The sequence below is a fragment of the Rhizobium cauense genome (assembly GCF_019511525.1).
Lineage (GTDB): Bacteria > Pseudomonadota > Alphaproteobacteria > Rhizobiales > Rhizobiaceae > Rhizobium > Rhizobium cauense.
In genome coordinates this window covers 82,399-94,225 of sequence record NZ_JAEUAT010000013.1, presented here as the reverse complement: position 1 = coordinate 94,225, position 11,827 = coordinate 82,399, and the positions used below count along the sequence as shown (strand labels likewise).

Here is an 11,827-nt window from a genome sequence, read left to right as displayed (position 1 = left end):
CCATACGCAAGGACACAGAACAGCAACAGGATGGCAAGCAAAAGCCAGAACCAACCGCGATGGCGATATCGGCGGGGCGTGGTGCGGAGGTCCAAGTCTCTGTTCTCTTTGTCCACAAACAGCCTCCTCATTGATAGCTTAGATCAACAAGCGGCGGGCTCAGAGGTTCCGATGATCAGACTTCAGTCCGTGCCACGACCGAAGAGAAGATCGTCGTGCTGTGTGAGCTAGGACCTAAGACCGGGATATATCAGACTTCGGCCCGATGCGTCATTGGCCAGCTTCCTCTATCTTCAATAGCATCGAAGCACCACCTGCAATTTGGAGGAAGCAATGCGTATTTTGACTTTAGCATCTGTCGCAGCATTTTCTGTCGCTGTCGCTGTCGCTGTCGCTGTCGCTGTCGCTGTCGCTGTCGCTGCCAGCCCCGTCGAGATCGCCGGATTCGAAATGGACGCCTTTGCTAAGAGCGGAGGTAACGGCGGTGGAAATGGCGGGGGCAATGGGAGCGGAAGCGGCGGAGGGAACGGCGGCGGGAACAGTAACAACAATGCAGGCGGTTCAACGGGACACGGCAATTCCAAGTCGCAAGGTAGCCCTAAAGGACAGTCGAGCGCTGGTGGAAGCAAGGCGCAATCAACAAAAAACAGCAAAGCGGCTGTCACTACGCGCGCGCGAAATACATCGTCAGTACTTGCTGGCCTGAACTCTCTCAATCGGAGTTATAGGGCCTACCTGCATACCTCCGATCCGCGTATGACGGCAATCTCCACGTACGCCATTGCGTACGCGCGATACGAACTGGATAACGGGACCGAACCATCTGTCGACGATCCGCTTTTGGGAGACGCGGCTCTGGAGGATGCACTGGCGTCAGCAACTAAGAGTGGCGAAGTCAGTCCCGCTGTTCTCGATAGTGCAAAGACCATTCTTGGAGTTGGCGAGGAAGACGGAAAGATCGATCAAATCCGTGCTTCGCTGGAACAATCTGAGCAGTAACGCTGACGATTGAACACAGTTGCGTCGAGGAGGCGGTCGACGCCACTTTAGTGGCGGCCACGCGTAAAAGCCTGCAATCCCTCCGAGCTTTTGCTGCAACAAAAAGCAGGAGGCAGCTAAACTGCCTCCCGCCTTGCAGCCTAAGCGGCCATCTTCTCACAGCTTTCCGCGCAGCGGCGGCAGGCATCGACGCAGCTTTCCATATCGCCGATGCGCTCACAGTCGGCAGCGCATTCCCGGCAGATTTCGGCGCACTCACGGCAGGTGTGCTTGTGATGCGGTGTGGCGAGCAACATGAAATGCGCCGACGTGCGGCACATTTCCGCGCATGCCATCATGAGACGGTAATGGTCTGGCTTCGTATGTTGGCCACCCATTTCCAAACAGTGGGTCATCGCCATCGAAAGGCACTCCTGGTAGCAAGCCAGGCAGGTCTCGATGCAACGCTTCATCTCTTCCGATTGGTGGTGCATGATCGCCTCCTATTTGGCTTCCTTCTCGACCCACTTGGTCATGTACGCGATCTCTTTTTTTTGCGCGGCAATGACCTTCTTCGCCATGTCCTTCGCCGCCTTGTTGTCACCGTACTTCAGCTCGGCCTCGGACATGTTGATCGCACCCATGTGGTGGGCGATCATCCCGCAAACGAAAGCCACATCGGGGTCTTTCTGCATCATCCCCGTCATCATGTCGTCGTGCATCGACTTCATGCCGTCCATCACGGCCTTCTGGTAATCGCCCATTTTGTCCATGGGCATATCCATCTTCATGTCGCCGCCAGAGGACATGTCCATCTTCGTCCCGCCGCCGGACGAGGTATTCATTTGGGCCATGTCCATCCCCTTGCATTTTTCGGGATAGGTCATTTCCTGGGCAACAGCAGGAATCGCTGCCAAGGACAGGCAAGACGCGGCGAAAGCCGTCAAAAGGTACTTCGTTTTCATCGGAAATCTCCAAGGATTGGGTTGATCGAAACGTCAGGCCGCGAAGGCTTTCGGTGGCGGATCGATTGGCCTGATCAACAGGAGCGGGCTTGCTGCCCTATGTCCCGCAAAAAGGACGTCGTCTAACCGCAACGACGTCTCGGCTGGAAGGACGCTCGGAATAAGCGGACAGCAATGCATGTCACTGCAGCATGCAACTACATGTATCGTGTCCGGATGCGGCTTTTCATCATGTGAGCCTGAGTAGGCATGCAAGCACTGCCCGCCCAGCGAGCCGGCGTTCACCGACGGGGCCATCGCCGCGATCACCATCAAGCTCAACGCCAGGGCCACTATGGCATGGGCGATTTTGCTACTAATACGGCTCACCGTGAATTTCCCTTTCGCATCCAAATGGCGAAAGCAGAATTTTGTTCCTGATGGCGATATGGGCTGGCAAGCTTGGAAAGCAAGCAGGGAGTACGGGGGTTGATACCCAATTTTTACAGAGTCACGGCATCCTCCACGGCAATTGGAGGATCGAATGCGCAAAGGTTACAGGGGTTATCAGATCGCCTTGCACTGGGTGATCGCAGGACTACTGCCACTACAGTACCTGACTGGAGGTAGTATTGAGCGGACCCATCACGCGGTGCACATGGGCGTGCAGCCGTCGGCGGACGACGTGCTGCAGCACCTGATCCACAACTATGCGGGGATTGCCATCGGCGGGTTGATGGTCCTGCGGCTTCTCCTGAGGATTATGCGGCCGCCATCACCAGCGATACCGCAGACGGGTGCGGACCTGCTCGCAAAGGCTCTCCACTTTGCCTTCTATGCCGCGATAATCGGGCAAGCCGCACTTGGTTTCGTCGCCAGCTATCTGACCTTCTCCGTCGCACCGTTTCATGTCATCGGATCGAAGGTGATCCTAATTATGGTCGCGATGCACTTCACGGCGGCCGCCTGGCATACGTTGATCAAGCGGGACGCTACAATCGACCGGATTATCCTTCCCCGCACAGACGATCCGGTTACCTGGACCGTCAAGTCAGACGCTAACCGCATTGTTCGTTGACGTAAGGAATTCGACGATTGGACCTAAGTCCGATGGCGAGGAAAGCGGTTAGTCCTAGTCTCTTCCTATCCTCTTCTCCTGGGAGGATAGTGGGAGGCCACAGCGGAGGGTTGGTTTTCAAAAAGCCGGGGTGCCCTCCCTCAAACTCATTGCCGTCCGAAATTGCAGGCGGTTCAGCAAAATAGATGTTGACCTTCCAACGGTGGCAAGCCGTACACGCCCCCATTACTGCCTCACAATGGTCGCGAATCTTTGAAACGTTCGGCAGCGCAATTGAAGCGGGGCCGCTTTGGCTGTAGCTCTTGGGAATGGGCAAAATGTATCGAATCGCACTGAGCAAACTGCTCATATTCGTGCGGCTGGTGATCATCGTATCGCTGGCAGGGTACACCTTGTCCAACGCAAATGCCGCCATGCATGGCTCGGCGTTCCCTGAATTGCCGTCCGCGAGCGGGCACGACCATAGTGCCATGTCTCACGATCATCACGGCATGCCCGGTCAGGATCATTCGATGTCCGGTGATCGGGCGGCGGCTCAAGATTTTTCCCAGCAGCATGATCACGGGTCATCCACGGGCGATGACGACCAGTTCTCCAAACAGCCGTGCTGCAAGGATTTCTGCGGCGGCTTTGGCATTGTTTGTGAAGCTCACGACTTCGGCGGACCCGTCGTGTCTTCGATCCGGCAGTTCGTCAACGATCAAACTGTGGTTGGCGAGCTGCCGCCTCTGTATCGACCGCCTAATATCTGAATAGCGATTAGCCCGTCCTGACGGGTCCGGAAGGCATGCCGTGGCGACAGCCGCGCCTGCCGGTCGACTTCTGCTATTCGGATTTTTCAAAATGAAACCTTCCCTTTTTGTGGTGGGGCTGCCCCTTTTGATTGGCGGCTGCGCATCCACGCCTCCCGATGTTATTGCGTCGGCGGACGTCCAGCAGACGTACTCGGTGCGTCCTCTTCGATACCGTTCGCCCATTTCTGGCTTCGTTGCCCGCCAGCCTGTCGATCCGAAGCCGTGGCGGCAACAGAACGAACAATTGTCTCCGAAGAACGGAGACCAATCATGAACGCCATCAAGAGAGCGGTAGTCCTGACAGCTATTCCACTGGTTCTGGCCGGTTGCGTCAGCAGTGCCGAATACGCCAGAAAGGAAGCGGGCTTTTCCACGGTCTCCGCCAAGGTTGGTGGTGCCACCGCCAAGCAGACTGTCTGGGTCCAAAATCAACAGCAGGCCCAGGCAACCTCTGCCCATGTCAAGACGATCCTGAGCCGGAGCAAGGTGCTGGACGCCGACACGGCCGTCCAAGTCTCGCTCATCAACAACAAGGGCCTGCAGGCAGCCTACGCCGACCTCGGCGACAGCGCGGCAGATGCCTGGCAGTCGACGATGCTGCTGAACCCTACAGTCTCTATCGGCTTCTCGGGCATTGGTGCGCCGGAACTTGAGGCATTCCGCACAATCGAGGGGGCGATCACCACAAACCTTCTCGCCCTAATGACGAGGAAGCGGGACATCGAGATCGCCGACACTCGCTTCAGGCAGGCTCAGCTGAACGCTGCCGTCCGGACCCTGCAGCTCGCAGCGGAAACCCGTCGTGCCTGGATCAATGCCGTCGCGGCATGGGAAAATGTCGGTCAGCTGCAACGAGCGCAAGCTGCCGCCGACGCAGCGTCGGAACTCGCCGAAAAGCTGGGTGAAACAGGCGCAATGACCAAGGGAGGCCAAGCTCGCGAGCATGTCTTTGTTGCCGAGCTGGCTGGCGAAACCGCGAAGGCAAGGTTGACGGCGCGTCTTGCCAAGGAGGAACTCACCAGACTGATGGGCCTGTGGGGCACCGACGTCGACTTCCAGGTCCCGAACAGTCTCCCGGCGCTGCCACGGTCGCTTGCCAAGCGCGACGCAATCGAAGCCGAAGCCCTCAGAAACCGTATTGATCTTCAGGTCGCCCGCCTGGAGCTGGAGGCCACCGCACGATCCTATGGCCTGACCGAGGCCACCCGCTACGTCACCGACCTGGAAGTCTTGGCAGGCTTCGAGGCCGAACGCGAAGTCGAGGAGGACGGCAAGAAGAAGTGGGAAACCACCGCCGCTGGCGAGCTGGAGTTCGCGATCCCTATCTTCGACACCGGCAAGGCCCGGATGCGCAAGGCCGAGCTTGGCTACATGCGAGCCGCGAACCAATTGGCGGAGAAAGCCGTCAATGTGCGTTCGGAGGCGAGATCAGCCTACGAGGCCTACCGCGCCAACTACGACATTGCCCGGCACTACCGCAACAACGTCGTGCCGCTGCGTACCAAGGTCGAGGAAGAGTCGCTGCTCACCTACAACGGCATGATCACCAACACGTTCGAATTGCTCACCGACACTCGGGACAAGATCAATTCCATCCTGCTTTCCGTCAACGCCAAGCGAGATTTTTGGCTGGCCGACGCGAACCTTGCCCCCGCTGTCTACGGCGGCGGCTCGTCTGCGGCGGCAGCCGAGACGGAGGTTGCTTCGGCCTCCGAAAGCGGCGGCGGCGCTCATTGAGAAAGGACACTCAGATGTTCAATAGACGACAACTTTTTGGCGCTGGTGCAGCCCTGATGGCAGCAGGAGCCTGGACCAAGACGTCTGCGATGGGCCTTCCGGACGCTCCGGCAATGGCGTCGGCCGATATGCAGCCTCCACTGCACCCAACCTCGGGCCCCGATTATCAGCCGGTGGTCACCCTCAACGGCTGGACGCTTCCCCATCGGATGAACAATGGCGTCAAGGAGTTTCATCTTGTCGCCGAGCCGGTGGAGCGAGAGATGGCAGACGGCATGACCGCCTACCTCTGGGGCTACAACGGACAATCCCCGGGACCGACCATCGAGGCCGTCGAGGGCGACCGTGTTCGTATATTCGTCACCAACAAGCTGCCCGAGCATACGACCATTCATTGGCACGGGATGATCCTACCATCGGGGATGGACGGCGTTGGCGGTCTGACGCAGCCTCACATACCTGTCGGAAAGACCTTTGTTTACGAGTTTGATCTCGTGAAGTCCGGCACCTTTATGTACCACCCACATTCGGACGAGATGGTCCAGATGGCGATGGGCATGATGGGCTTCTTCGTCATCCACCCCAAGGACCCGAAGTTCATGCGCGTCGACCGGGACTTTGTGTTCCTGCTCAACGCCTATGACATCGATCCCGGCACCTATGTGCCCAAGGTCATGGAAATGACCGACTTCAACATGTGGTGCTGGAACAGTCGGATTTTCCCGGACATCAGCCCGCTTGTCGTTTCCAAGAACGACCGTGTGCGTGTTCGCGTCGGCAACCTGACGATGACGAACCACCCGGTCCACATGCACGGCTATGACTTCGAGGTCACCTGCACCGATGGCGGCTGGGTGCGACCCGAGGCGCGATGGCCGGAGGTGAGCATCGATATCCCCGTCGGGGCGATGCGGGCCTACGAGTTCGATGCCAAGTACCTCGGCGACTGGGCAATCCATTGCCACAAGTCACATCACACCATGAACGCGATGGGCCACGACATCCCGACCTTCATTGGTGCCGACAAGTCCAAGGTCGCCGAGAAAATCCGCAAGCTGCAGCCCGATTACATGCCGATGGGAACCAAAGGCATGGCCGACATGGGCGAAATGGAAATGCCCATCCCCGAGAACACCATTCCCATGATGACCGGTTGGGGTCCTCACGGCCCCATCGAGATGGGCGGCATGTTCTCGGTCGTGAAAGTCCGTGAAGGCATTTCGGCGGACGATTACTCCGATCCGGGTTGGTACGAAAACCCGCCCGGGACCCAGGCTTGGGAGTGGACTGGCGAACTGCCGGACGCTCCCAAAGCCAAAGACGCAAACACCACCATCACGCCGAAGCCGATGAAGCACGGCTGACGCATATTCACAGTAACAAAAGGAACAAACATGAAAATCTACGCACTTGCAGTTGCTCTTGCGGCCATCACCAGCCCTGCCCTTGCCTCTGGCGACCACGCTGGCGGACACGGGGAAAAGATGGCGGTCGGCGAACCTGGCGATAAGGCAAAGGTCACGCAGACCATCCGCGTCACCATGAAAGAGACCGAAGACGGCAAGATGCTGTTCCAGCCTGCTGTCATCAAGGTTCGCAAGGACCAGACGGTAAAAATCTCCATCAAGAACGCGGGTGAAACCGACCATGAGTTCGTGCTCGACCAAGAGGATAAAATCCTGGAGCACAAGAAGGTGATGGAGAAGTTCCCTGAGATGGAACACGCCGACCCGAATTCAATTCGCCTGGCAGCCGGTGAGTCCGGCGAGATCATCTGGAAGTTCACATCCGGCGGCGACTTCAAGTTCGCCTGCCTCATCCCCGGCCACTACGAGGCTGGCATGCATGGCGACGTCACTGTCGCTGCCAAGTAACCGCCCCTCAAAAGGAGACTAACAATGAAGATCGCACTTAAACTCGCCTTGGCCTCCCTGCTGTCCATCAGCGCCGCTGCTGGAGCATTCGCGCAGGAGTTTACCAAGGGCGTCGTCAACAAGGTCGACGCCAAGGGGCAGAAGGTCACCATCAAGCATGAGGACCTGAAGAACCTCGACATGCCCGCCATGACTATGGTTTTCAGGGTCACGGATTCGGCCATTCTGGAACAACTGAAGGAAGGCAAGAGCATCGAGTTCGTTGCCGAGCGCGTTGATGGCAAGCTGACCGTGACGCAGGTTAAGTGAAAAAGGGCCCAGGCCATTAAAACCGGCCCTGGGCCCAACAAAGGCATAAAAGCCGCGAGGATGCGTGGTCGAAATTGCGGACTATGACGCCGGACCAGTGCATAGCGATTCCACCAGGTCCTCCTTCCAGTCGCGGGTCGCCTGACTTGGAAGCGGGTGGTACTCCTTGCCACCCACGAAGACCTTCCCGGGCAAACACTTGACCCGCGCGTGATGATTTCCATGGTCGATAAAAATGGTCCTGCCATTCCTCAGCCGCTCCGTCAGGCCGATAGTGACATCGTAGTCATATTCCCGAGACCGAGACGCGGTGACAGATCGCACCGATAAGGACACCGAGACACCTTCAGAGAAGATTGAGGTATGGAACGGAGGAAGATCAGCCCCAATGCTAGACGCCGCCAAGCTGACAAGAGACGTGAATGCAATCGAGGGCCCCCACATTTAGCCCTCCCAAGCCGGAGTGAGTGGAATCTAACATACTCCTTGCTTCAATGAGCGGTCGATAGTGGCTGTCTCAGCTGGGAGCGCCCCTTGCCCCGGATACGAAACGAGGAAATGGTGAGCCGGCGTTTCGCCGTGCCTACATCTGGTCAGTCGTAAGCGCAGGGCCAAACACAACTCAAATCTTGGGCTGAAGGCGACACTCGAAAGCGCCATCGATCAGATTCCTTTCCTTACATCCCGGTTCGCACCTTTGAACAGAAGTGGCGACTCCCGCCAAAATTCGTTTCAATGATTTTATCCCAGCTCGATTCCGGATGCATGTGCCGAACTATCGGATACGGCGACTGCCGATGATCTCGTTCGATAGCCTCTGGCACGCTTCTGTCGGGTCAGTTCCAAGAAGAGGACCACGGCATCCTGTTCCCGCTCGAAATGGTGGATCAACGTCTGGCCCTTGGTGCCGATCCGTCCCCATCGCCGGGTCAGGCAAAGTTCACCAAAGAGGTTGGCGTCGATCGACATGGCATAGTAGCGAGCCATGTTTTTGGCGCGGTCTCTGCGTTCGACGTAGAGCTGATAGGGCTGTGCGATCATGACTAAGAATCGCGCGTGCTGAGTTTGCGGTCCAACGACAATTATGAATCGGTTCCGCGTGATCGATTCAATCCGGTGAAGCGTTCGCAACATCAGGTTTTGGGCGATCCGCCTTCGGCGCACGGCTCTATTCGCCGAGGCGAACGAAGCCCGCAAGCGGTCTTCGCCCATTCGGGTCACGATCCTCTCGCTTGCACTGCGGCAGCCTTCATTACCCAAGATATCCGAGGATATCGGCGCCATAATATTCACCCTCTTCGTCGGCATGGGCGATGACCTCGCCGGTGGCTTCATCGACCAATGCCTTTTCGTCGTCGCGGACCGCAGCCGCGACTTCGTGGATGCGGCATTCTTCGATGGCCTCGTCTGCCGTAACCTGTGCCTCGCAGGCTTCCCAGTATCGCATCGACGATCCTCCTGCGCTCAGATTGTTTCGGGAGAAACAGCTTCGTCGACATCCGCTTCGCGTTGCTGAAACCTGTTCTTCCCCACGCACGACGTCATGTCCGGACGTCGGAACCAGATCGCGCGGCCGCATCGCAGCGGCGCATTGCCCGCCGTAAAGACGATCTGCTCGTCAGCGCGCATGCGCAGGACTTCGTGGGGCTGGATCAACTGCCGCGAGGCAAGCTGTTTCGAGCGTGTCCGAGACGATCCACGCGATTGGAAACTGCGGCTGACCTGGTCGATTTCGACCGTGGTCGTGCCGCACCGACGCGAGATGTAGTCGGCAGTTTCCGGATCGTTGATCGCGGCGAACGAGATCCAGCTGGCGCTCTCGAACCACTTGCTGGACGCGTCGCGCCCACCATAGGTTTCCCGCAGTTGGCCGATCGACTGATAAATCATCGTCAGTGTGATTCCGTACTTTCGGCCGGCATCACGCGCTGTCTCCAGCACCCGCATGTAACCGAGCCTTGCGACCTCATCGAGGAGAAACAATGCCCGGCCTTTGATCGCTCCATCCCGGTTGTAGATTGCGTTGAGGAAGGAGCCGATGATGACGCGCGCCAGCCCGGCATGGGTCTCCAAGGTCTTGAGATCGATATTGATAAACACGTCGGTCTCGCCGTCCGCCAGTGCATCGGTGGGGAAGCTCGACCCCGACACCAGTGCGCCGTAGTTCGTATAGCTCAGCCAATGCGTTTCCTTGATCGCATTGGCATAGACACCGCTGAACGTTTCCGGCGTCATGTTGACGAAAGCGGCGACATTTTCCTTCACGAAGTCGGATGCCGAGTTGTCGTAGATTTCCTGTAGGCGCGCACGGAGCTTCGGCTCAGGCTCCGACAGATTGGCGCGGACCTGGCGCAGGGTCTGGGACTTCGCGTCGGTATGTCCGGAAAGGCAGACGTCGGCGATTATCGCCGTCAGAAGCTGGAGACCGGATGCACGGAAGAAGTCGTCGCGGACGCCGGTGGCGCGACCGCTGTCGCTCATGATCCATGACGCCACGGCGGCGATATCCTCTTCCTTGGTGCCGCCATGGCGACCGATCCAGTCGAGCGCATTGAAGCCGGAGCTTGGCTTTTTCGGGTCGAGGACGATGACACGCCGGCCCGCTTTGCGCCGGTGCTCCATCACCATTGGCGCCACCTCGTTGGACGGGTCGAGGACGATAAGCGAGCCGCCCCATTTGAGTGCGGTGGGGACCGTAACGGAGGTGGTCTTGAAGCCACCCGAACCGGCGAAGACGATGCCGTGCGACGAACCGAACGAGCCATCGAAACACAACAGCGGCGCGGAGCCACCCTTGCCCCAGGTTGTCGGCTCACCCGGTCGAAACGCCCTCGTCGCCGGATCGTCCCGATCGACACGATAACGCTCGCCGATGACGATGCCGCCCGTTTCCGCAAAGAGCTTCTCCGCCTCCTGCATCGTCATCCAGTCCGCTTCTCCGTGCAGGGCGCGCTTGCCACGGATGCGTCGCGGCTCGCTTCGCGAAAACGCCGCATTGCCCATCCTGGCGACGCGCAGCGCGAAGACGGTGGTAAGTAGTGCTGCGCCCGCTCCTGTGATGGTCGAAGGATCGGCATAGGACAGAAGCGTCCTTCCCGTGGGGACTGGCTCGGCAAACGCCAGCAAGCGCGACCCCTCCCTGATCGCTGCGACGACGACCACGCCGAGGCCGCCCGCGGCGACGCTCCAACCAGCCGCCTTGACGTTGATCGACCCCCTGGTTCCGAAGAGAAACAGGAGACCGCAGGCGCCGGCGAGCACATAGGGCAATGCCTGCCCGATTCGCCCGAGCATCAGCTTTGCCTGATCGGTCGTGCCGAACGCCGAGAGCCACCGTTCGATACCGGGGAGGCTCAAGCAAATGGCAATCATGGCAATGGCCGGAATGCTTGCGACAAGGATCTTCCTAAGCGTCATCGGCAAATGCCTTCGCACCGAGTTCACTCAGGCGGCTTCGCTCCGCCTCGTCAGACTTGATCCGTGCGCTGGCATCGATCAGGAGTCCGAGTAGCAGCGCACGTTTCTCATAGCGCAGGCCCGCCTTGACGATCAGGCCACCAAGCTCGATCTTCTCCCGCGCGTCCTTCTTGCGAGCCTCGCTCGCCGTCATCTTCTGCATCCGCTCAAGCCTCAGCAGATTGGCCCGCAGCCTCGCCAGCGCCGTTCGGCGGCGTGGTCGCAGGCTTGCGTCCCGGAGCCGGTTTCGTGTCGCCGCGAAACCGGCTGGCTATCTCCTCGAATGCCGACAGAAGGTCAGCCTCTTCGATCTCGATCTCTCCGAGCCCTGCCCGTATCGCGATCCGACCGATCCGCTCGGCGTCACGTGTTTCCGCTTCCTTCAGCTTCTCCTGCAGGCGAGCAATTTCTTCCCGGATTTTGGCAGTTGGCTTCTTCATGGGCGTGGCTTCCTCGTTGCTGACGGTTCGATCAAGATGAACCCTGCCCCGAAATTTCTCCCGCTGGAAAGGTGCAATGTTGCACCTCGCCAAAGCGCCAGCTTTTGGCGAATGATCCCGCCGTTTCGAAGAAGCGGATCCAAGGGCGCAATTATACGTCGCTGACGCGACGTGCTCGCAAGAGCGGCCTGGCGGGGCCGCCGTTATCTTCGAACTG

15 protein-coding genes are annotated in these 11,827 nt (G+C 58.7%); 8 read left to right on the top strand and 7 right to left on the bottom strand.

What is annotated here, in order from left to right; genetic code table 11:
* Window positions 1-333 precede the first annotated feature (333 nt).
* A complete protein-coding gene (locus JNB88_RS22445; protein WP_220357336.1) occupies window positions 334-999 on the top strand; it encodes a hypothetical protein in 666 nt (221 codons plus the stop codon).
* 140 nt (window positions 1,000-1,139) lie between these two features.
* Here JNB88_RS22445 and JNB88_RS22440 read toward each other — a convergent pair whose 3' ends face one another.
* Window positions 1,140-1,472 carry a four-helix bundle copper-binding protein gene (locus JNB88_RS22440; RefSeq protein ID WP_220357335.1) on the bottom strand — a complete coding sequence of 111 codons (333 nt, stop codon included), beginning with the start codon at window positions 1,470-1,472 and terminating at the stop codon, window positions 1,140-1,142.
* A gap of 9 nt (window positions 1,473-1,481) precedes the next feature.
* A complete protein-coding gene (gene copM, locus JNB88_RS22435) occupies window positions 1,482-1,943 on the bottom strand; it encodes a CopM family metallochaperone (RefSeq protein ID WP_220357334.1) in 462 nt (153 codons plus the stop codon).
* A gap of 523 nt (window positions 1,944-2,466) precedes the next feature.
* On the opposite strand from copM, the gene JNB88_RS22430 reads away from it, so the two are divergent.
* From JNB88_RS22430 to JNB88_RS22405, 7 genes are all read left to right on the top strand, one after another.
* The gene (locus tag JNB88_RS22430) at window positions 2,467-3,000 is read left to right on the top strand and encodes a cytochrome b (RefSeq protein ID WP_220357333.1); all 534 of its coding nucleotides are present in this window, start codon (window positions 2,467-2,469) and stop codon (window positions 2,998-3,000) included.
* Window positions 3,001-3,308: 308 nt separating this feature from the next.
* Entirely contained in the window at window positions 3,309-3,752 is a 444-nt protein-coding gene (locus tag JNB88_RS22425; RefSeq protein WP_220357332.1) for a hypothetical protein, read from the top strand.
* A gap of 91 nt (window positions 3,753-3,843) precedes the next feature.
* Window positions 3,844-4,068 carry a hypothetical protein gene (locus tag JNB88_RS33750; protein ID WP_223217293.1) on the top strand — a complete coding sequence of 75 codons (225 nt, stop codon included), beginning with the start codon at window positions 3,844-3,846 and terminating at the stop codon, window positions 4,066-4,068.
* Entirely contained in the window at window positions 4,065-5,531 is a 1,467-nt protein-coding gene (locus JNB88_RS22420; protein WP_220357331.1) for a TolC family protein, read from the top strand. Before JNB88_RS33750 ends, JNB88_RS22420 begins: the two co-directional genes overlap by 4 nt.
* A 14-nt stretch (window positions 5,532-5,545) precedes the next feature.
* Window positions 5,546-6,895, top strand: a complete 1,350-nt coding sequence (locus tag JNB88_RS22415) for a multicopper oxidase family protein (RefSeq protein WP_220357330.1) — start codon at window positions 5,546-5,548, stop codon at window positions 6,893-6,895.
* Between the two features lie 30 nt (window positions 6,896-6,925).
* Window positions 6,926-7,405 carry a cupredoxin domain-containing protein gene (locus JNB88_RS22410; RefSeq protein ID WP_220357329.1) on the top strand — a complete coding sequence of 160 codons (480 nt, stop codon included), beginning with the start codon at window positions 6,926-6,928 and terminating at the stop codon, window positions 7,403-7,405.
* Window positions 7,406-7,429: 24 nt separating this feature from the next.
* On the top strand, window positions 7,430-7,714 hold the full coding sequence (locus JNB88_RS22405; protein ID WP_220357328.1) for a copper-binding protein: 285 nt from the start codon (window positions 7,430-7,432) through the stop codon (window positions 7,712-7,714).
* 741 nt (window positions 7,715-8,455) lie between these two features.
* Here JNB88_RS22405 and JNB88_RS22400 read toward each other — a convergent pair.
* The 5 genes from JNB88_RS22400 to traC form a co-directional block, all read right to left on the bottom strand.
* Complete coding sequence (locus tag JNB88_RS22400) at window positions 8,456-8,755, bottom strand: WGR domain-containing protein (protein WP_220357327.1); 300 nt, start codon at window positions 8,753-8,755, stop codon at window positions 8,456-8,458.
* 211 nt (window positions 8,756-8,966) lie between these two features.
* A complete protein-coding gene (locus tag JNB88_RS22395) occupies window positions 8,967-9,161 on the bottom strand; it encodes a hypothetical protein (protein ID WP_220357326.1) in 195 nt (64 codons plus the stop codon).
* A 17-nt stretch (window positions 9,162-9,178) separates the two neighbouring features.
* Window positions 9,179-11,131: a Ti-type conjugative transfer system protein TraG gene (gene traG / locus JNB88_RS22390; RefSeq protein WP_220357325.1), complete on the bottom strand. Its 1,953-nt coding sequence runs from the start codon at window positions 11,129-11,131 to the stop codon at window positions 9,179-9,181.
* The gene (gene traD / locus JNB88_RS22385) at window positions 11,121-11,333 is read right to left on the bottom strand and encodes a type IV conjugative transfer system coupling protein TraD (RefSeq protein ID WP_220357324.1); all 213 of its coding nucleotides are present in this window, start codon (window positions 11,331-11,333) and stop codon (window positions 11,121-11,123) included. The genes traG and traD overlap by 11 nt, the downstream gene beginning before the upstream one ends.
* 4 nt (window positions 11,334-11,337) lie before the next feature.
* Window positions 11,338-11,610, bottom strand: a complete 273-nt coding sequence (traC, locus tag JNB88_RS22380) for a conjugal transfer protein TraC (RefSeq protein WP_220357323.1) — start codon at window positions 11,608-11,610, stop codon at window positions 11,338-11,340.
* Window positions 11,611-11,827: the final 217 nt, after the last annotated feature.